At 65.2% G+C, this 19,223-nt stretch carries 20 protein-coding genes; 14 read left to right on the top strand and 6 right to left on the bottom strand.

Going from position 1 to position 19,223, the window contains the following annotated elements; genetic code table 11:
• Positions 1-725 precede the first annotated feature (725 nt).
• From CK215_RS21095 to CK215_RS21080, 4 genes are all read left to right on the top strand, one after another.
• Positions 726-1,205, top strand: a complete 480-nt coding sequence (locus CK215_RS21095; protein WP_164747617.1) for a DUF2231 domain-containing protein — start codon at positions 726-728, stop codon at positions 1,203-1,205.
• A gap of 291 nt (positions 1,206-1,496) precedes the next feature.
• The gene (locus CK215_RS31625; RefSeq protein ID WP_210201679.1) at positions 1,497-1,745 is read left to right on the top strand and encodes a hypothetical protein; all 249 of its coding nucleotides are present in this window, start codon (positions 1,497-1,499) and stop codon (positions 1,743-1,745) included.
• 420 nt (positions 1,746-2,165) lie between these two features.
• Complete coding sequence (locus CK215_RS21085) at positions 2,166-3,839, top strand: DUF2778 domain-containing protein (protein WP_095832032.1); 1,674 nt, start codon at positions 2,166-2,168, stop codon at positions 3,837-3,839.
• A gap of 292 nt (positions 3,840-4,131) precedes the next feature.
• Positions 4,132-5,373 (top strand): glycosyltransferase, encoded by a 1,242-nt coding sequence (locus tag CK215_RS21080; protein WP_095832031.1) that lies wholly within the window; start codon positions 4,132-4,134, stop codon positions 5,371-5,373.
• A 3-nt stretch (positions 5,374-5,376) separates the two neighbouring features.
• Here the strand turns inward: CK215_RS21080 and CK215_RS21075 are convergent, their stop codons facing one another.
• Positions 5,377-6,132, bottom strand: a complete 756-nt coding sequence (locus CK215_RS21075) for a DUF4239 domain-containing protein (RefSeq protein WP_095832030.1) — start codon at positions 6,130-6,132, stop codon at positions 5,377-5,379.
• 217 nt (positions 6,133-6,349) lie between these two features.
• Here CK215_RS21075 and CK215_RS21070 point away from each other — a divergent pair, with 217 nt between their 5' ends.
• The 4 genes from CK215_RS21070 (at position 6,350) to CK215_RS21055 (ending at position 9,887) form a co-directional block, all read left to right on the top strand.
• Positions 6,350-7,135 (top strand): ThuA domain-containing protein, encoded by a 786-nt coding sequence (locus CK215_RS21070; protein WP_066993181.1) that lies wholly within the window; start codon positions 6,350-6,352, stop codon positions 7,133-7,135.
• 89 nt (positions 7,136-7,224) lie between these two features.
• A complete protein-coding gene (locus tag CK215_RS21065) occupies positions 7,225-8,283 on the top strand; it encodes a Gfo/Idh/MocA family oxidoreductase (protein WP_095832029.1) in 1,059 nt (352 codons plus the stop codon).
• Positions 8,284-8,414: 131 nt separating this feature from the next.
• Complete coding sequence (gene add, locus CK215_RS21060; protein ID WP_095832028.1) at positions 8,415-9,407, top strand: adenosine deaminase; 993 nt, start codon at positions 8,415-8,417, stop codon at positions 9,405-9,407.
• Positions 9,408-9,485: 78 nt separating this feature from the next.
• On the top strand, positions 9,486-9,887 hold the full coding sequence (locus CK215_RS21055) for a GFA family protein (RefSeq protein WP_095828760.1): 402 nt from the start codon (positions 9,486-9,488) through the stop codon (positions 9,885-9,887).
• A gap of 40 nt (positions 9,888-9,927) precedes the next feature.
• On the opposite strand, the gene CK215_RS21050 is transcribed toward CK215_RS21055, so the two are convergent.
• Both CK215_RS21050 and CK215_RS21045 read right to left on the bottom strand, forming a co-directional pair.
• Complete coding sequence (locus CK215_RS21050) at positions 9,928-10,650, bottom strand: 3-keto-5-aminohexanoate cleavage protein (RefSeq protein ID WP_095832027.1); 723 nt, start codon at positions 10,648-10,650, stop codon at positions 9,928-9,930.
• A 26-nt stretch (positions 10,651-10,676) separates the two neighbouring features.
• Positions 10,677-11,135, bottom strand: a complete 459-nt coding sequence (locus tag CK215_RS21045) for a helix-turn-helix domain-containing protein (protein WP_095828758.1) — start codon at positions 11,133-11,135, stop codon at positions 10,677-10,679.
• 105 nt (positions 11,136-11,240) lie between these two features.
• Here CK215_RS21045 and CK215_RS21040 point away from each other — a divergent pair, with 105 nt between their 5' ends.
• Entirely contained in the window at positions 11,241-11,828 is a 588-nt protein-coding gene (locus CK215_RS21040) for a dihydrofolate reductase family protein (protein ID WP_095832046.1), read from the top strand.
• An 86-nt stretch (positions 11,829-11,914) separates the two neighbouring features.
• Here the strand turns inward: CK215_RS21040 and CK215_RS31380 are convergent, their stop codons facing one another.
• Entirely contained in the window at positions 11,915-12,058 is a 144-nt protein-coding gene (locus CK215_RS31380; RefSeq protein WP_156751089.1) for a hypothetical protein, read from the bottom strand.
• A gap of 185 nt (positions 12,059-12,243) precedes the next feature.
• On the bottom strand, positions 12,244-13,488 hold the full coding sequence (locus CK215_RS21035; protein ID WP_095832026.1) for a cytochrome-c peroxidase: 1,245 nt from the start codon (positions 13,486-13,488) through the stop codon (positions 12,244-12,246).
• Between the two features lie 207 nt (positions 13,489-13,695).
• On the opposite strand from CK215_RS21035, the gene CK215_RS21030 reads away from it, so the two are divergent.
• From CK215_RS21030 to CK215_RS21015, 4 genes are all read left to right on the top strand, one after another.
• Positions 13,696-14,118 (top strand): OsmC family protein, encoded by a 423-nt coding sequence (locus CK215_RS21030; RefSeq protein WP_095783462.1) that lies wholly within the window; start codon positions 13,696-13,698, stop codon positions 14,116-14,118.
• 5 nt (positions 14,119-14,123) lie between these two features.
• The gene (locus CK215_RS21025; RefSeq protein WP_095780159.1) at positions 14,124-14,651 is read left to right on the top strand and encodes a hypothetical protein; all 528 of its coding nucleotides are present in this window, start codon (positions 14,124-14,126) and stop codon (positions 14,649-14,651) included.
• Between the two features lie 86 nt (positions 14,652-14,737).
• Positions 14,738-16,168 (top strand): patatin-like phospholipase family protein, encoded by a 1,431-nt coding sequence (locus CK215_RS21020; protein WP_095832025.1) that lies wholly within the window; start codon positions 14,738-14,740, stop codon positions 16,166-16,168.
• Positions 16,169-16,247: 79 nt separating this feature from the next.
• Positions 16,248-16,991 (top strand): 2OG-Fe(II) oxygenase, encoded by a 744-nt coding sequence (locus tag CK215_RS21015; RefSeq protein WP_095832045.1) that lies wholly within the window; start codon positions 16,248-16,250, stop codon positions 16,989-16,991.
• Positions 16,992-17,019: 28 nt separating this feature from the next.
• Here the strand turns inward: CK215_RS21015 and CK215_RS21010 are convergent, their stop codons facing one another.
• Positions 17,020-17,346, bottom strand: coding sequence for a GYD domain-containing protein (locus CK215_RS21010; protein ID WP_170950344.1), 327 nt, complete (start codon positions 17,344-17,346; stop codon positions 17,020-17,022).
• A gap of 216 nt (positions 17,347-17,562) precedes the next feature.
• Between CK215_RS21010 and CK215_RS21005 the strand changes: the two genes are divergently transcribed.
• A complete protein-coding gene (locus tag CK215_RS21005) occupies positions 17,563-19,185 on the top strand; it encodes an ABC-F family ATP-binding cassette domain-containing protein (protein ID WP_095832024.1) in 1,623 nt (540 codons plus the stop codon).
• Positions 19,186-19,223: the final 38 nt, after the last annotated feature.

Below are 19,223 nucleotides of genomic sequence, written 5' to 3'. Positions count from 1 at the left end.
CCCGGGCGGCGCCCACGGCTTTTCCCGCGGGGGTTATCCTGGGGGCGTGCCCCCGGGGGGGGGGGGGGCCCCCCCCCGGGGGGGGGGGGGGCGGGGGGGGGGGGGCCGGGAAAGCGGCCGGCAAACGCTACGAGGCGGTCTGGCGAAGATTATTCTCCACGCGGGTCCTAGCCGCCGAAGCGCTGGCTCGGCTAGCCCTCGGCCCCGGCGGCGCCGCGTTGATGGAGGCAGTCGTCCGCAATTTTCCACGCACGCTCACCTTTGGAGCGCGGCTCAGCGGCAAGACGAAACCTGTCCCCGGTTTGGCCGATGCGCGCCTGGCCCGATAGGTTGGCCTAGAGTTCAGCCACGATGATGTCGACTGAATTTTGGCGGCGACCTCAGCGCTGCCGTGCCTGTCCGCAATCACCGAAGTGGCGTAATCCGTTGCTGCTCCAGTTCCGGCGTGCGCCAGGAAGCGCTGCGGATCGTCGGGACCTTGCCCTCACCCGCAGTTCGATCGCGCGCGACCAGCACACAATCGTTCAGCTCGCTTTCGAGTCGAGCCCACACTGGCATACGCGCCTATAGCGGTGCGTGAATTCCGTCCCGCGCAGCGCAGTCGGGTTATGGAACATTCCGGCTCAACCGGAGTTTGCATATATCCGGCTTTCTGCCGCCGAGCCCCTGATGCGTTGTGATGTGGCCTGAGGGCGGCGCTCGCCACGCCTCGAGGAGGCCCTACGATGGTCCAGCACACGATCCCTCGCAATCCGCACAGCACGGCAAGCATTGCCGGCCATCCTGTTCATGCAATGCTGATACCGTTCCCGATCGCCTTCTTCGTCGCGACCTTCGTTTGCGACCTTATCTTCTGGCGAACCGGTAATCCGGGCTGGGTCACCGCTACGCTCTGGCTGCTGGGGGCCGGTCTGATCATGGCCGTGCTGGCGGCTCTTGCCGGCTTGACCGATGTCCTCGGCGACACCCAGATTCGCAATCTCCAGGACGCATGGCTTCACGCCGGCGGCAACGTGGTCGTCGTTCTCATCGAACTTTACAACTGGTACTCGCGATATGCCGACGCGGAGGCAGCGGTAGTGCCGGTTGGCCTTGTCCTGTCGCTGATCGTTGTCCTCATCCTTCTGTTCACCGGCTGGAAGGGTTGGGGAATGGTCTATCGGCATCACGTCGGCGTTGCCGACGATCCGGACCAAATGCGCTGAATGCGCCCGTTTTTCCGGTGATTGAAGCAGCTCCAGGATTTCGCTGGAAGCTGTGTAAGAACAATCAGTTGGATTGGGGAAGCGATTCAGAGGTTGAACAGCTCATAGGCGCCTCGCGACGTTGGCCGACGGAAGCGGTTCAGCTTGAACGGTCCGATCTACGACTACGACGGAATCGATAGGCCGGCCGGAAAGGTGTAGGATGCCTTGTCGTCCGCACCCAGACGAGGCACACGGACGCTTGAAAGAGTAGATCGCGCTTTCGCCCATCTAAGGGGGGAGGGAGGCGTCATGGCTTTCACCAAACACAGCGGAATATTCACGCCAGTCGAGCTGGAGCTCCTCCAGAAAGTATTCGATCAGTTGTGCAACGATCGCCGTCTGGCGTTAAAAGACGGGGGCGAAAGAGAACAGCTTGCCTCCGACGTGCTCGAAGCCTTCCAAAACGGCTTCAGCGCCGAAGCGGAGTTGTTGCAATCGCTTGCGGAGCGCCGCACCGCACCGTCGCAACGCAATCCGGCTCGACAGCTCCGTCCTTGATTGTCTGGCGCGGCGAAGGCTGTCTTCCCGCATCGGGGTTGACGTTGCGATCTGCCGCCCTGGAAGAGATGCCGCAGCTGGTCGCGCCAGGCTCTTCCTGCCGTTTTTTAACCTCAATCCGTTCTTAGCTGGCGATCGCCCGAAAGGGTAGAACCTTCGCGCTTGCTTGACTCGGTCCGCAAAAACGGGCAGCAAAGCGGCTGAGGGAGAGCATTTTTACCGTGGCGCAGACCATGGAGGGCTCTTTTTTCGTATGGACCGTCGCCACAATGGCGATTGGTGGAGGGATTGGTTAACCATCTTTGTCCATCTTTTGAATCAATCGGCAACAGACGCGTGAAGGTGCAGGGGGCACCAGGCGAACTGTGATCGTGACGGGTGCCAGGTCCGCAAACCGGCATGCCGATTGAGAGTGGTCGTATGGCGTTTTTGCGTTTGAAGAACCGGGGTGACGCTCCTGAAGAGGGGGCAACTTCGAAGAAATCTGGTGGTCATCGTTGGGTTGTGGTGCCTGCTGTCGGTGCTGCCCTGGCCCTGTGGTCGGTCGCGACCATGGCCGGCCTCTATTCCGTGAGTACCTCGCTCACCGCCGCCTCCAACGGATTGCCGCAGAGCCTGCTTGCGCCGCGCAGCATCGTGCTTGGCGACCAGCGCCGCAAGGTCGCGAACGCCTGGGCGCCGCGCCTTGCCGCGAACGGCGCGCACAAGACGGGCTCGCTCACCCGCGGCTGCGATGCCGGCTGCCTCAGGCTCGCAGCCAGCTTTGCGAGCTCCACGCCAAACCCCTCCAGCTTGGTGCATGACGGCAAGGCCGCGCGGCTGAATCCGGCACCCGATAGCGTATCGCATGAGAAGGTTGTCGCGGCTTCCGCCGCGGACGTCGCCGACCGTTTCGACAGCGTCATCAAGCGCGCCGGGCTTTCGCCGCAGAAACTGGCCGATGCCTTCCGGCGCGCCGAGAACGCTCCGGTCCTGCTGGCGAGCTTGCCGTCGGCAAGCCGCTTCGGCGGCGCGGCCGACAGCGGTTCGGCCCGGAGTGGGCTGACCTTGAGCGGCCCGGCCGATTCACGCTTTGGCGGAAATCAGGTCGACATTCAGCGCGCGTCCGAACTGGCGCTGGCGCTTGCCAATGTCATGCCCGAAGAGACGGTCGACGTGCCGACCGCCGTCGCGCTCGCCAGCGGCGACGCGCCTGAGACGACGGCCGGCGCTTCCGGCGACGACGGACAAGCTGAAGTGCAGGTCGCTTCGCTGCCGCCGCAGGATGGTTTGCCCGACAGCATCGCAGTGCCTGGTTTGAGGCCGCGCACCGCCCTCGAGCGCGCGACGGAAGCGCCTGAACAGAATGCCGCGAGGAAGCCGGAACCGGCCAAGCCGCAGGCAAGCCAGGCGGCAAGGCCCCAAATTGCCAAACCGGAGCCGGCCAAACCGCAGCCGGCCAAGCCGCAGCCGACCGTTGTCGACTCCGCCGACGGTGCGCAGACGCCGCGCTCGCTGAGGAGCTCCGACCAGGCGCTTCCGGGTGTGCAGGGTGCGAAGCCGATTGAGGCCGCGCCGGCCAAGCGCAGCAAGGCGCAAGCCTCCGAGATGCTCGCCTACGCCAAGCCGGACACGCCCGAGCGCGGCGGTCTCGGCAACGCCTTCAGGGGTCTGTTCAACAGTCCTTCGACGGGCAATGGCGTCGCCGTCTATGACATCTCGACGGCGACGGTCTACATGCCCGATGGCTCCAAGCTGGAGGCGCATTCGGGGAAGGGCGCCATGGCCGACCAGCCGCGCTTCGCCAACCGCAAGAATTCCGGCCCGACGCCGCCCGACACCTACAATCTGTCGCTGCGTGAATCGCGCTTCCACGGCGTCGAGGCCATCCGGCTGACGCCGACCAGCGGCAGGAACAAATATAACCGCAACGGTCTGCTCGCCCATACCTATCTGCTGCGCGGCGCCCCAGCCCAATCCAGCGGCTGCGTGGCCTTCAAGGATTATGGCCGCTTCCTCTCTGCCTTCAAGAAGGGGAAGATCAAGCGCCTGGTCGTTGTGCCGCGCCTGAACGGGTCGCCCACCCAGGTCGCCCAGGAAGGCCGCCAGGGCTGACCCCGCCCGCCACTATGCCGGCAGCAGCTTGTTGCCGGTAGGCTGCCTTTGATCTCTTGACGGTTTGCGGTCTTTACCGCCGTTGACGCGCGGCGCGGTCGACGCACGCGCTTGATGTCTTCGCCACGTCTCTTGCAACAGCGGCAGTGACCGGTTCCATCGAATTGCGGATGAGGAAAGGGAGAACTCCCTCTCCCAGAAAGCATATATGGCGCAGCCCGGGCTTGCGGCAAGCCCCCGGCAATGCCGTATGTACGCTGCCCTTGACCTCAGTTTAGGAAAGGGAGTTTGCATGCGGATTTTACTGTCGACTTACGGTTCGCGCGGCGATGTCGAGCCGGTGGTGGCGCTGGGCGAGCGACTGCAGGCGCTCGGCGCCGAGGTGCGGGTGAGTGTCCCCGGCGATGAAGAATTTGCAGCGCTGTGCGCCCGTGCCGGTGTGGAGTTGGTGCCGGCCTTCGCACCGGTGCGCGAATGGGTAAAGGAGATGACGCGGCGCAGGGCATCGGAATCGCCGAAGGACGTGGCCGCGCTGATCTCCGGCCAGGCGGCCGAGATCCTCGCCAGGCAATACGATACGCTCATGGCGGCCGCCGAAGGCTGCGCTGCCGTGGTGGCCTGCGGCCTGTTTCCGTCCTGTGCCGCCGCGCGGCTGGTCGCCGGGCAGCGGCACATGCGCTACATCCTTGCCACCTTCTGTCCGATATGGCTGCCGTCGGCGCACAACCGGCCGCATGAATATCCGGGACATCCGCTTCCAGCCGGGGTGACCGACAACCGGCTGCTGTGGGAGACGGATATCGCGACCAAGAACGCGCTGTTCGGCCAAGCGATCAACAGCTGGCGCGCGTCGCTCGGATTGCCTGCGGTGGAAAATGTCCGCGATTATGTCTACGGCGATCCGGTCCTGCTCGCCTGCGACCCAGCGCTCGGGCCGTGGCTGCCTTCGGACCTGACCGATGCCAGGCAGACCGGCGCCTGGATCCTGGCCGACGAGCGGCCGCTGCCTGACGGGCTGGAGGCATTCCTCGAAGCCGGCCCGCCTCCGGTCTATGTCGGCTTCGGCTCCATTGCCGTGGCCAAGGAGGTCGGCCGTGCGGCCATCGAGGCGGTCCGCGCCAAGGGCCGGCGCACGGTGATCGCGCGTGGCTGGGCCGAGCTTGGCCTTACCGACGACCGGGACGATTGCTTCGCCGTCGGCGATGTCAACCAGCAGGCGCTGTTCCGCCGCGTCGCCGCCGTCATGCATCACGGCGGTGCCGGAACGACCGTCGCCGCCGCGCGGGCAGGAGCGCCGCAACTGGTGGTGCCGCAGATCGGCGACCAGCCGTACTGGGCGCGGCGGGTGGCCGAGCTCGGCATCGGCGCAGCTCATGACGGGCCGGTTCCGACAGCGGGGTCATTGTCGGCGGCGATGGAGACGGCGCTGGCGCCCGAAACCCGCATCCGTGCGAGCGAGGTTGCCCGTTCGGTCCGCGCCGACGGCGCGGCGGTGGCGGCGAAGCTTTTGATCGAGATGTTCGGTCGTGCCTGACCTTCACTGCGTCAGTTCCGCCAGCGCCCTCTGCAGGGGCGCCGGCGAGACCTGGATCGGGCCGGAGAAGGGGCTGTCCATGTCGATGATCAGATAGATTGCCGCGGCCACCAGCGCCCCGGACACGAGGCACGTGAAGATGATGGTTCCATTGCACGGTGCTCGGAAGCCGAAGCTGGCGAAGATCAGCGTCAGCCAGGCAACGAGCAGCGCGATCAGCGGCGCGGGGATGGCACCCTCGGACTGCTCGGCCAGAATCCAGCGCTGCGCGATCACCTTCTGCAGCTGCTGTGTCGCCGCCTGTTGCGCGGCGGTCTGCTTGGCATTCGCAGGGGTCAATCCGCCCACGATATCGCCGACCTGATTGAGCAGCAGTTCCGACAGCCTGTTCGGGACGACCGTCGTGTCGCTGTCGGCGGTCGAGGTATCGACGACGCGCTGCACATAGGCGGTGAGCGATTGCCGGGCGCCGTCCGCCTCCGGTCCATAGCGTCGGAGCGTTCTGTCGAGCAGAATGAGATCGGTGGCGAAGGTGTGGACGTTGACGTTGATGGATTCGAACGTGTTCTTGGCCGAGTTGATCATCAGGCCGAGGACCAGCGAGGACATCACCATGAAGAGGTTCGCGGCGAGCCGCACCACCGCGCTGGTATCGTCGCCAAGGTGGTGAGCAGGGAAGCGCTCATGCACCATCAGGCTGACCAGCGACGCCCCGGCCAGACAAGCAAAAATCGCCGCCCCTATAAGCACTTCGCCCATAGCTGATATTGCGCACGGGAAAGGACGGTTGCCAATTGGGTGGAGGTGGTTGAATCAAAGCGGAAGCATACAGGCGTATGTGGTTGTTCGCGAACGATGCTTTCGGGCTCTTCGTCATGTGCAGCGGAGCGAAGGGCAAAAACCGCTTCCAATGCCGGCCGAAGACGCTATCTATTGCGCCGGGCGGCTCCACCCTCTCACCATCACGAGGCAATCCATGACAATTCGCGCTGTCGTCTGGGGCGAGAACATCCATGAGCGGACCAATGAGGTGGTCGCCGGCATCTATCCGCAAGGCATGCACACGACCATCGCCAACGCGCTCAACGCCGACAAGGCGATCTCCGCCTCGACCGCGACGCTGGAGCAGCCGGAGCATGGGTTGCCTGAATCCCGCCTCGCCGAGACCGACGTGCTCGTCTGGTGGGGTCACAAGGACCATGGCGCGGTGGCCGACGATATGGTCGAGCGCGTCGCCCGCCGCGTCTTCGAAGGCATGGGACTGATCGTGCTCCACTCCGGCCATTTCTCGAAAATCTTCAAACGGCTGATGGGCACGCCCTGCACGCTCAAATGGCGCGAGGCCGGCGAGCGCGAACGGCTCTGGGTGACGAGCCCCAGCCACCCGATCGCCGAAGGCATCGGCGAGTATTTCGAGCTCGAGAACGAGGAGATGTATGGCGAGCAGTTCGCCGTGCCGGAGCCGCTGGAGACAATCTTCATCTCCTGGTTCCAGGGCGGCGAGGTGTTCCGCTCAGGCCTTACCTACCGGCGCGGCGCCGGCAATGTCTTCTACTTCCGCCCAGGCCACGAAACCTATCCGACCTACCACGACGCGACCGTGCACAAGGTGCTGCGCAACGCAGTGAAGTGGGCGCACAACCCGCAGGGCAGGAATTCCGCCATCCTCAAAGCACCCAACGTGCCGGTGGAGAAGGCGCTGGAGCCGATCGTCGAACGCGGCGGCAAGCTGCATGCGCCCGGCGAGGCTGGTTTCCGCTAAACCGTATTCTGTCTGGGATTGCGTATCAACGACAATTAGATCGCCCGCCTCATATCATTGAATCGAACCAATTCCTCTGGAGGAGCAAAATGCGGCTTTTGATACTCGGTACCGGCTGGATGGCGCAGGAGCATGCCCGCCGCTTCGGCGCCATCGAAGGCGTCGACATCGTCGGTGCCGTCGATGTCGATCCGGCCCGCGTCGGCGAATATGCCGACGCCTACAAGATCCCGAAGCGCTTCACCTCGCTGGAGGCGGCGCCCGACTGGGACGGTTTCGACGCGGTCGCCAATGTCACGCCCGACCGCATCCATCACCCGACCACCATGGCGCTGATCGCCGCCGGCAAGCCGGTGCTTTGCGAAAAGCCGCTGGCCGAGAATTTCGGCAAGGCAAGCGAGATGGCCGATGCGGCGGAAGCCGCCGGCGTCGTCAACATGGTCAACCTCACCTACCGCAACGTCGCGCCTTTGCAGAAGGCGCGACAAATGGTGCAGGCCGGCGAGATCGGCATGGTGCGCCACGTCGAGGCCTCCTATCTGCAGAGCTGGCTGGTATCGAAATTCTGGGGCGACTGGCGAAACGACCCCAAGTGGCTCTGGCGGCTCTCGCGCGGCCACGGCTCAAACGGCGTGCTGGGCGACGTCGGCATCCACATCCTCGACTTCGCCAGCTATGGCGCCGCCCTCGATATCGACCACGTATTCTGTCGGTTGCGCGCCTTCGACAAGGCGCCGGGCAACCGCATCGGCGAATACCAGCTCGACGCCAATGACAGCTTCGCCATGACGCTCGATTTCGCCAACGGCGCCTTCGGCGTGGTGCATGCCAGCCGCTGGGCGAGCGGCCATCTCAACGAGCTCAGGCTGCGTATCTATGGCGACAAGGGCGGCATCGAGGTGGTGCACAATCTCAATGGCTCGATGTTGAAGGGCTGCATCGGTGCCAATGTCGAGGACGCCAAATGGGAAGAGCTCGACGCCGGCACCGTGCCGACCAACTACCAGCGCTTCGTCGAGGCGGTGAAAAGCGGCGTGCAGGCCGAGCCCAATTTCCGCCATGCGGCTGGTCTGCAGAAGGTGCTGGATCTGGCGGTGGTGTCGGACGAGAAGCGCGCCGAGCTGAGAGCCCACGCGGACACGCAGTGAGGCCGAACTGCCGATCTCCCCCGCAACGCGGGAAGACTGGCTGTCGTCACACACAAATCTTTCAGTCATTTCTTGAAGCCTTGATCCCGCCTTTCGTGATTTGATGCGGCCACAAAGCTCGGGAGGCTTCATTGACCGACTATATCGGGTTGCCGAAGGCCGAAGTGCACATCCACGTCGAGGGCTGCTTCGAGGCCGACGACGTGATCAGGAATTGCGAGGAGGCTGGCATCCCGCTGCGCGCGCCGCGCGACAGGCTCTTCGAGGCGCATGATCTGAAGAGCTTCCTCGAAATGCTCGACTGGCTGTGCGGCACGTTTCGCACGCGCGAGCAGCTGGCCATCGCCGCCTATAAATTTGCGCGGCGCATGGCCAAGAGCGGCGTGCGCTATGCCGATGTCATCGTCAACCCGACCCACTGGCCGCACTGGCACCGGAACATCGCCGGGATGATCGACGCCTTCGATGCCGGGTTCGCGGCGGCCGAGCAGGATGGATATCCGCCGGTCGGGCTCTGCGTTAGCCTGCTGCGCACACAGTCGGCCGAGGACGCCATCGAACTGGTGGAGATGCTGAGCAGGATCAGGCACCGGCGCGTCGTGGCCCTTTCGATCGACGGCAACGAGGCGGCCGCGGGGCGCACCGGTCCGCGCTTCGCCGAGGCGTTCCGCCGCGCCGCCACGGCCGGATTGCGACGCACCGTCCACGCCGGCGAGTCGAGCGGTCCCGAGGGCGTTCGCGACGCCATCGAGCTGCTTGGCGCCGATCGCATCGACCATGGCGTTCGCGCGATCGAGGAGCCGGCTCTGGTCGACCTGCTCGCACAGAGGCGAATTCCGCTCGGCGTCTGCCCGGTCTCCAACATCGCGCTCGGCGTCTATCCTTCGCTTGCCGAGCATCCGATCGACGCTCTGCGCAAAGCCGGCGTTCCCGTCTCCATCAACACCGACGATCCGGCGCTGCTCGGCACGACGCTCGAAGCCTCTTACGCCGCCTGCGCCGAGACCTTCGCCTGGGACACTGAAATAATCCGCCAGCTCGCCGCGACATCGGTGCATGCGAGCTACGCCGACCCGGCGGTGAAGGCGCGGATATTGGCGGATCTGACGGCCTGGCAGGGGTAGGCGACGCTCGGCGGATAGGTGCTTTCACCACGCCGCCGAACTGCATAAGGTGCCGAGACTCGGTCGAAAGGAGCCAGCATGGTCACGCGACGCGCCGAATGTTCCTGCGGTCAGCTGTCGGCCACCTGCGCGGGCGAGCCGGTGCGCATCTCGGTGTGTCATTGCCTCGACTGCAAGCGGCGCACAGGCAGCGCCTTCAGCTACAATGTGCGCTTTGCCGAGGCCGATGTGACGATAGATGGGCGCGCGCTGCAGTTCACGCGCACCGGCGAGCAGGGCGGGCAGATAACCTACAGCTTCTGCCCTGATTGCGGGACCACGGTGCACTACCGCATCGACACGCAGCCCGGCCTTACTGCGATTCCGGTAGGGACGTTCGCGGATCCGTCGTTCCCGCCGCCCTTCCAATCCTTCTACCACCGCAGCCGGCGCTGCGAATGGGTCGAGATAACCGCCAAGCCGCTGACGAAGTTCGGCTGACTTTTGGCCTTGGGTCCTCCCCATGAGGCGAGGAACCAAGTCACGCCCGGCGGTAGATCCTCACCGCCGCCTTCACCAGCGTCGCATTCCCGTCCGCCACCGTCCCATCAGGCAACTCTTTGCCGTCCTCAAGCCCGACACGGGTCGAAAACTTCCGCACCGCCGCCCGCTCGACGAAGGGCCACACGGTCGCGTTCTCGCCATGCAACAGGATCGAGCGGTGAATGCCTTCGCGTTGCAGCAGCTTTTCGATGCCGTCGGCGACGGCAAAGGCCTCCTCCAGCGTCTGCTCGGAAATCTCGATCAGCACGCGCAACACCCGGCGGCCATGATCGAGGCTGGCCAGCCTGAGCGCATCGCCGATCGACGCCAGCCCGGCCTCGATGCCGACGCCGCGGTCGCGCAACGCTTCCATCACTTCGGGCGCCGCCGCCTCGCTGAGATTGACCGAGGCGTAGTCGGGCAGCTCATGCCAGCCGGCGATGGCGGCAATCGTGCGCCTGTCGTCCTTCTCGATCCAGGCGCCGGTCGAAACGCCGATCAGCGTGCCGGGGCAGGCGCGGCGCAGCGCCGTCACCGTCCGGTCCATCGCTTCCGGGGCAAGGCTTTCCTGCCGGTCGGCGCCGCGCGCATGCACATGCAGTTCGGCGGCACCCGCCGCAACCGAGGCCGCGCCGTCGCGCGCCATGGCATCCGGGTCGAGCGGCAGGGCGGGGTGAAAATCCGGGGTGCGGGCGCCGTTGATGCAGGCCTGGACGATCATGACGGTCGATCCTGTTCAGGCGGAGTCTAGCGCAGGGGTGCATAGACTGGAAACGGAACCTGCGGGCGGGATCCCAAATGCTCCTTCCTCAACCTCTTTTTCATCCGCTCCAGCGCCGGCTGGCCGCCTGCCGCGAGTTCCTTGGCAACCCGCGCCAAATCCTCATCCGCCTTTCGATATTTGCTGCCCCAAGCGCCAAGCGTGGCGAGTATCGGCAAAAGGTCGATGCCGGCCTCGGTCAGCCGGTAAATCGCTTTCAGCCTGTGGGTCGGGTCGTCGCTGCGGGTGAGGACGCCTTCGTCGACCAGGGTCTGCAACCGCTCGGCCAGCGTGCGCGACGAGATGCCTTCGTCCGACTGCAGGAACTCGCGAAAATGCCTTTTCCCGGCGAAGGCCAGGTCGCGGATGATGAGCAGCGTCCAGCGGTCGCCGATGAGCTCGAGCGACAGGCTGATCGGGCAGCCGGACCTTTCCTTCGTCGACATGAAGTTAGTTCCATTTGTAAATCACTTTTCAATTGACAGCATTCCTTCCGCGCGTCAAATGATTTCAAAAGTAAACCGTGTTTGGAGATGCGAGAGGACCGCGCGATGAAAAAGCTCATCCTCCAAATGCAGATGTCGGTCGACGGCTTCGTCGGCGCCGACCAGAACCGTCGTTGGCAGCTTTGGGAATGGGGCGACGAGAGCGACTGGGACGACGAGCTCAAGCAGGACTTCAATGCCGTGTTCGCAACCGTCGACACGATTCTGCTCAGCCGCAAGATGGCCGAGGAGGGCTACCTCAATCACTGGGGCGATGCGGCGAGGAAATTTCCGCGAGACCGGTTCTATGCCTTCGCCCAGCGTATCGTGACAGCCGACAAGGTGGTGCTGAGCGACAGGCTGAAGGCGTCGCGGTGGGAGCGTACCAGGGTCGCGAGCGGCGATCTGCCGCGCGAGATCAATGCGCTGAAGGCGGGCGAGGGCGGCGACATTGCCGTGTTCGGCGGCGCCGGCTTCGCCTCGGCGCTGATCGCCGCCGGGCTGGTCGACGAGTTCCAGCTCTTCATCAACCCGGCGGTGCTGGGTGCCGGTCGTCGCATCTTCGATCAGGGCGGCTTCGCCAGGCTGAAGCTCACCGGCTCGAAAGCCTATGCCTGCGGCCTGGTGGTGAACCGCTACGCGCCGGCCGGGTGAGGCTTGAATCAATCTGGCAGCACGCCGTCTCAACCGCTTGTTCGGTTGTCGTTTCCCGGCGAATTGCGAACCGTCAGTGCCATGCCTTACCCGCCTGGATGCGACGCCAGCGCGTTGGTTTCCCGATACCCCGCCTCGTCGTTGGCCGCGGCGGCGAACCGCCGGGCTTCGTGCGACGTGAGACCGATGAGCGCGCGCCCGGCATGTTCGGCGGGCTTGTCATTGGCCATGTCGAACACCGCCCAACTATGATGAGGCGGTTCTTGCACCGCTACGAATCTCATTTGAGCCCCCGCTCTGACGGGATGCTAATGTAGCAGATGCTTTCTGTCGGTCTGTGACGGAAGCCACACAAACAAGACGCGTCCACCGATTATTTTGGCCGGGGAAGTCTGCGGTGAGCCTTCAGTCGCCGTCACTGCCCGGCCTGGTCCGCGTCCGTCAGCGTGCCGAGGAAAGCGACGATGTCGTCGATCTCGGCGTCGGTCAGCGCCGGCTTCTCGCCTGGTTTCCTGCCGTTGAAGGGCGGGTCGGTGTTGAGGTTTCCCCAGTAGGCCTTTGGCAGATCGTCGAATTTCTCGACCGTGCCGTCCGCGTTCTTCGGATACCAGCGGCCGGGATCTGTGTCGCGAGTGGCGTAGAAGGCGACCGCCTCGCGCAGCGACTGGACATAGCCGTTGTGGAAGAAGCTTTTGCGCAGCGCGACATTGCGCAGGGTTGGCGTCTTGAACAGGCCGCAATACTCGCTCCGGCCCTTGAAGTCGGCCCGCAGCGGCCCGCACAGCCCGAGGTCGAGATAATTGGGATCGGCGTTGGCCGGGATCGCCTGGTTGCGCGGCACGGCGATGGCGATCAGGCCGTAATCGGTGAATTGCGGCGGCTCGCCGTCATTTGCCGGCTCGCTCAGATGGCAGCTCGCGCAATTGCCTTTGTTTGCGTCCTCGAACAGCGCACGGCCGCGCAACTCCTGCGCGGTCAACTGCGCCTTGCCGGCAAGGAAGGCGTCGTAGCGGCTGGAATAGGGGTAGAAGTCGGCGCTGCTCTGCTCGAAGGTGCCGAGCGCCTCGACCGCCGCGTCGAAGGCATCCTGCCGATGGTCGAAAATATCCGCGCCGAACGCCGCCTTGAACGCGTCGGCATAGGGCGCTTTGCGCAAGGCGGCGACCACGGCGGCTTCATCCTTGTTGCCCATCTCGAACGGCGACAGCAGCGGGATCCTCGCCTGGTCCTTGCCGTGGTCGGCGCGCCCGTCCCAAGTCAATCCGCCGGTCGGGCCATTGTCGACGCTTTCGTCGCCCTCGTCCTCGGAATCGTAGAAATGCTCGGTGAAGGCGGGCGCCGCCTGCAGGTAGCGCAGCGACGGCACCGCGCGCAGGCCAGGCCGGTCGAGGTTCGGCCCGCCCATCTCGACCGGCGCGGCGGAGGCCGGACCGAAGGCGTGGTTGGGATCGTGGCAGGACGAGCAGGCCTGTCTGCCGGAAGCCGACAGCGATGGGTCGAAGAACATTTTTCGCCCGATCGCCGTCAGTGCTTCGGCGCGTGCGAAGGCTTGCGTGCGTGACATCGGGCCAGGATGGACGCCATCTGCCGGCGCGCCGGCGGCGGGCCAAAGGACGGCGACGGCAACAGCGGCGAGCGTGGCAGATTTCCGTGGTGTCATGACCCTCAATCCCGTTTGCCATTGGCCCGGCAGCGCGGTGCCGCGGATTGTTGACTGGCGGAGCCAAATTGCCAAGCCGGTACGCGGCAAATCCGCTCTCCACGGACATCTCCTCGCACGAAGAGAACCGCAGCTGCACCCTGGATGGTTGCCGAGATAAATTCCCGTCCGCTATCAATGGCCTCCAAACCGGACGAAGGACATTCGATGAGCGAGCTGAAGATCAGAACGCGTGCGACCGGCGCCTCCGCCGTGCTGCCGCCGGGCGGCCTGCCGGCGGTAACGACGCCGACCGGCGGCACGGTCGACGTGGTGACTGCGGTCAGCGCGCCGGGCTTCAACCCGCTCGACCTGCTCTATGCCTCCTTGGCCGCCTGCATGGTGCTGAGCGCCCGCATCGCCGCCACCCGCCTCGGCGTCGCCGACCGGCTTGGCGAGGTGAAGGCGGATGTCGGCGGCGAGAAGGCGAAGGACGAGCCGGCGCGGGTCGAGACATTCACCATCAGGCTGCAGATCGCAGGCGATCTCGACGCGGCGACCAAGCAGCGCATCGTCGAGGACGCCGAGACGATCTGCACCGTCTCCAACACGCTGCGCGGCGCGCCGGCGCTGCACGCGATGCTGGGGTGAGGGGCGTGGCGCATCTCTCTGCGATCGACTATGCGACCGCCTCCGACGAAATCCGCGCCGAGCATGATCGGGAGCTTGCGCTGCGCGGCCGCATGACCAACATGAAGCGCATCCTGCTTCACTCGCCGGCCGCGCACCGCATCTATGCCGAATGGTTCACGCTGCGCGATCTCCTGCGTCCGACGCTCGAAGACCGGGCGATCTGGCTGTTTTCGAAGGCGATCGCCGAGACGATGCGCGCCGAGGTCCCGGTCACCTTCTTCCGTCGCGCGCTGATCGATTCCGGCCTCGATCCGGATCTGATTGAACCCAGCCCCGACGAAGCGCGGCTGATGTCCTTCGGCAGGGCGCTCGCCGCGGACGCCAATGCCGTTGCCGACGAGACCTGGGTCGCGCTGAAGGCGCGCTACGACGAAACGCTGCTCGTCAACCTCGTCGCCTTCGCCGGCATCATGGTGGCGACCTGCGTCTTCACCAATGGAGTGAAGGTGGATCTCGATCCCGGGCTGGAGGGGTATCGCCGGAACGCTTGAGGCGAAGACCCCCGGGGCTGGCCGTTGCCTTGCTCTGCCTGCTGCGCATAGACTGAGCCCGGGAACGAGCGATCGGGGGGACCTCGATGCGTTGGCGTGTGGGCTTGCTTGTGTTGGCAGCGGCGCTGCTGGCCGGATGCGTCGCCAATGACGTCGAGCCCATCAACACCCATGTGACGCAAGTCGGGCCTGGCTCGCCGGACTACCTTCCCGATGCTCCCGCCGACGGGTCGACCGTGGTCGCGCTGTCCTTCTCTGGCGGCGGCACGCGCGCCACCGCCTTCAGCTATGGCGTGCTTCGGGCGCTCGACGATGTCGTGGTCGGCAGCGGCGGGCGAGCGCATACGCTGATCGACGACGTGAGCGTCGTCGGGGGCGTTTCTGGCGGTGCGGTGACGGCGGCCTATCTCGGCTACAAAGGGCGTGGTTATCGCGAGCTTCGCGAGCGCTTCTTGCTGCGCGATGCCGAGAGCTCGCTGCACACCGCCAAGCTCGCTCCGGCCAATCTGGCGCGGCTGTGGAAAGGCGGCGTCAACGACCGCAGCACCTTTGCCGCGTGGCTGGACAGGAACCTGTTCGACGGTGCCACTTACAGCGCCTTCAGACGTCCCGGCGCCCCGCTGGTCTGGATCCACGCATCCGACATCTACAACGGCACGGCCTTCGGCTTCACCTACGACCGTTTCGCGGCCATCTGCAGCGATCTCGACAAGCTTCGTATCGCCGATGCGGTGGCGGCTTCGGCGGCGTTCCCCGCGGTGTTCGCGCCGGTCGTCGTCTCGACGACCACGCCGACAACCAGATGCAACTACAAGCAGCCGGACTGGATCCAACGCGGTCTCAACGATCCGGAGGCACCGGAACGGGTCAAGGCCGCGGCTCGCGCCATGGAGTCCTACCAGAACAACGACCGCGTCAACTACATCAAGCTGCTCGACGGCGGATTGACCGACAACATCGCGGTGGTCGGCTTCGCGGAATCGCTCGACATCGCCGGCAGTCCGCACAGCCCGTTGTCGCCGCAGGCGGCGGTGAGGATGCGAACGCTGATCATGATCGTTGCCGATGCGGGGCGCAGGAAAGAACCCGACTGGGTCAAGGTCAAGCAGGGACCGGGCCTGGTCGACATGATCGACGCCACCGCCGGCACCTCGATCGCGTCCTCGGTGCGCGACGAATTCGATTCCCTCAAGCTCGAATTCCGGCTGTGGCGCGAAAAGCTGGTCAAATATCGCTGCAGCCTGCCGGCGGCGGCGGTAGCGCGCTACCGCGGCAGCCTGTCCGGCTGGAAGTGCCGCGACGTCCAGATGGTGGTTGAACTGGTCTCCTTCGCCGACCTGCCGCCAGACGAGGCAGCCGCGCTGAACGTCATCCCGACCCGGCTGAGGCTGACGCCGGAGCAGGTCGAGCGGACCATCCAGGCCGGCCGCGACGCGGTGCGCCTCAACCCGCGCCTGCAGCAGGCATTCCGCCGCGCGCAGGGCCGCGCGGGCTTCGTTGCGGCTGGTTCGCCGTAAAGGCCGCGCCATTTCCGCAGGAATCGGGTGGCCGCCGCTTCGCCTCCGCCCCACTTTGATGGCATCGAAGGAGGCGCTCATGACTGTCCATTCCCTCAACACCAAACGCGCCGGACGCTCCGCCGAATCCCGTGTCGCCGCGCAGGACTGGCACGCGCTCGTCTCCGAGCTCAACGCCCAGGGCTGCGCTGTCATGCCCGGCCTGCTTTCGCCGGAGGAATGCGCCGAAATCGCCGCGCTCTATCCGCACGAAGAACATTTCCGCAGCCATGTGGTGATGGCGCGCCATGGCTTCGGCAGGGGCGAGTACCGCTATTTCCGTTATCCGCTGCCTGATCTGATCGAGGGCCTGCGCACTACGCTTTATCCACGGCTCGCCGGCGTCGCCAATGACTGGAACGAGAAGATGGGCGCCGCGCTCCGTTACCCTTCCGACCACGCCGCCTTCCTAAAGCGTTGCCACGACGAGGGCCAAACCAAGCCGACGCCGCTTCTGCTGCAATACGGCCCCGGCGACTTCAACTGTCTGCACCAGGATCTCTATGGCGCGCTCGCCTTTCCGCTGCAGGTGGCGATCCTGCTCTCCGAACCCGGCAAGGATTTCACCGGCGGCGAATTCGTGCTGACCGAGCAGCGCCCGCGCATGCAGAGCCGCGCCGAGGTGGTGCCGCTCAAGCGCGGCGACGCGGTGGTCTTCGCCGTGCACAACCGGCCGGTGGAGGGCACGCGAGGTTACTATCGCGTCAACCTGCGCCACGGCGTAAGCCGCCTGCGCTCGGGCAGGCGACATACGCTCGGTATCATCTTCCACGACGCGAGGTGACACGCCTCCGAGGCGGCTTTTCTCGGCTCTACGTTCCAGGCCGCCGATAACGGATCGATTTCGCCCTGCTTAGCGCGTCCATCGTCTCCTCGACGCTGAGGAGGACGGTGGTCTCGCAGGAGCTGAGTGCCCCTCCGGCACCGATGGCGAGCACGACGGACGCCATCGAAACATTGTCCGGAGCCTCCCACAGGTTCCACCCGTCGTGTTCGCCGAACGCGTACCAGAACCCGTGCAGCTTTCCGCCGACCGATTCTATGTACGAGCTGGCTGCCTTGCGGCGATCCTCGGGGTTTTCGATCATTCGAGCCCAGGTCTCGGGCGTGTAGCTGAAGCGCGTCAGGTACATGGCCATGGTTGACCTCCCTTGCCAGAGCCCATCAAGTGGTTGGCTCCAGCACTAAGCGCTCGATCGGTCGGCGACGCCAATCAATTTCACTGCGGCTGGGTTCTGCCTCGAAGGAATAGCCGAGCGCGCGGATGCGGCGCTTCTACCTCTTCCCTCCGCACCCTCATTCGCGTATGCCCCGGGCAAATCCCGCCATCTCAGCGCAGTTTCCCGGACCGTCCCATGATCCGTCTCGAAAATATCGGCAAGCAGAACGGCCGTCAGATTGTCTTCATCGAAGCCTCGGCCGCCCTGCAGAAGGGCGAGAAGGTCGGCCTCGTCGGCCCGAACGGCGCCGGCAAGACTACGCTCTTCCGCATGATCATCGGCCAGGAGCAGCCGGACGAAGGCCAAGTCTCGGTCGATCGCGGCGTTACCATCGGCTATTTCAGTCAGGATGTCGGTGACATGGAGGGGATGAGCGCCGTCGCCGAGGTGATGGAAGGCGCCGGCCCGGTGAGCGCCGTCGCAGCCGAGATGCGCGAGCTCGAGAACGCCATGGGCGATCCCGACCGCGCCGACGAGATGGACGCGATCATCGAGCGCTATGGCGAGTTGCAGCACCGCTTCGAGGAACTCGACGGCTATGCGCTCGACGGCCGCGCCCGCGAGGTGCTCGACGGCCTCGGCTTCTCCCAGGAGATGATGGACGGCGACGTTGCAAAACTCTCCGGCGGCTGGAAGATGCGCGTCGCGCTCGCCCGTATCCTGCTGATGCGGCCCGACGTCATGCTGCTCGACGAGCCGAGCAACCATCTCGATCTTGAGAGCCTGATCTGGCTGGAGAAATTCCTCAAGGACTATGACGGCGCGCTGTTGATGACCTCGCACGACCGTGAGTTCATGAATCGCATCGTTTCGAAGGTGATCGAGATCGACGCCGGCGCGCTCACCTCCTATTCCGGCAATTACGAATTCTACCAGGAGCAGCGGGCACTAGCCGACAAGCAGCTGCAGGCGCAGTTCGAGCGCCAGCAGGCCATGCTTGCCAAGGAGATCGCCTTCATCGAGCGCTTCAAGGCGCGCGCCTCGCACGCCGCCCAGGTGCAGAGCCGGGTGAAGAAGCTCGACAAGATCGACCGCGTCGAGCCGCCCAAGCGTCGCCAGACGGTGGCCTTCCAGTTCCAGCCTGCGCCGCGCTGCGGCGAGGACGTGGCGACGCTGAAGGGCATCCACAAATCCTATGGCAGCCGCTCGATCTATGCCGGCCTCGACTTCCAGATCCGCCGCCGCGAGCGCTGGTGCGTGATGGGCGTCAACGGCGCCGGCAAGTCGACGCTTTTGAAGCTCGTGGCCGGCGCCTCCGAGCCGGATGAGGGCTCGGTGGCGCGCGGTCCGAGCGTCAAGATGGGCTATTTCGCCCAGCACGCCATGGAGCTGCTCGACGGCGAGCGCACCGTGTTTCAGACGCTGGAAGACAATTTCCCGCAGGCCGGCCAGGCGCCGCTCAGGGCTTTAGCCGGCTGCTTCGGCTTTTCCGGCGACGAGATCGAGAAGAAGTGCCGCGTGCTCTCGGGCGGCGAGAAGGCCAGGCTGGTGATGGCGCTGATGCTGTTCGATCCGCCGAACCTTCTGGTGCTCGACGAGCCGACCAACCACCTCGACATGGCGACCAAGCAGATGCTGATCGAGGCGCTGGCGCAATATGAAGGCACGATGCTGTTCGTCTCGCACGACCGCCATTTCCTGTCCGCACTATCGAACCGCGTGCTGGAGCTCACGCCGGATGGCATCCACACCTATGGCGGCGGCTATACGGAATATGTCGCCAGGACGGGGCAAGAGGCACCGGGGCTGAGGGGGTAGGGCGGCGCTGTGACCTCTGAGCGTAGTAGCGTGGAGAA

This window comes from Mesorhizobium sp. WSM3864 (genome assembly GCF_002294955.1).
Taxonomy (GTDB): Bacteria; Pseudomonadota; Alphaproteobacteria; order Rhizobiales; family Rhizobiaceae; genus Mesorhizobium.
The sequence above is the reverse complement of the archived record's forward strand: the minus strand, read 5'-3'. Positions and strand labels throughout refer to the sequence as shown.